At 49.8% G+C, this 223-nt stretch carries 1 protein-coding gene; it reads left to right on the top strand.

Annotation, left to right across the window (positions count from 1 at the left end; translation table 11 throughout):
- Positions 1–142 (top strand): hypothetical protein (locus tag FDX22_RS31810; protein ID WP_186805431.1); only part of this gene is annotated, 142 nt, incomplete at its 5' end.
- Positions 143–223: the final 81 nt, after the last annotated feature.

Raw genomic sequence — 223 nt, 5'->3', positions numbered from 1 at the left:
CGGTTTCTATCTGTTGATGGGCGGGATTGTCTGCTGCATTCTGTTCTGCTATCTGTCTCACCGCGGGGCGCTGGAACTCGAACAACAACGAAAAAATGCCCAACAACAGGACACGGAGTTGCAGCTTGCTGATGCCAGGTAATCGGCTTTAGAGAGAAAAAAGTGCCAGCGATGCTGGCACTTTAGTTTGCTCAGATGGAAGCCAGAAAATCAGTCAATGTGG

It is taken from the genome of Citrobacter sp. TBCS-14 (assembly GCF_005280805.1).
Taxonomy (GTDB): Bacteria; Pseudomonadota; Gammaproteobacteria; order Enterobacterales; family Enterobacteriaceae; genus Citrobacter; species Citrobacter gillenii.
The sequence above is the reverse complement of the archived record's forward strand: the minus strand, read 5'-3'. Positions and strand labels throughout refer to the sequence as shown.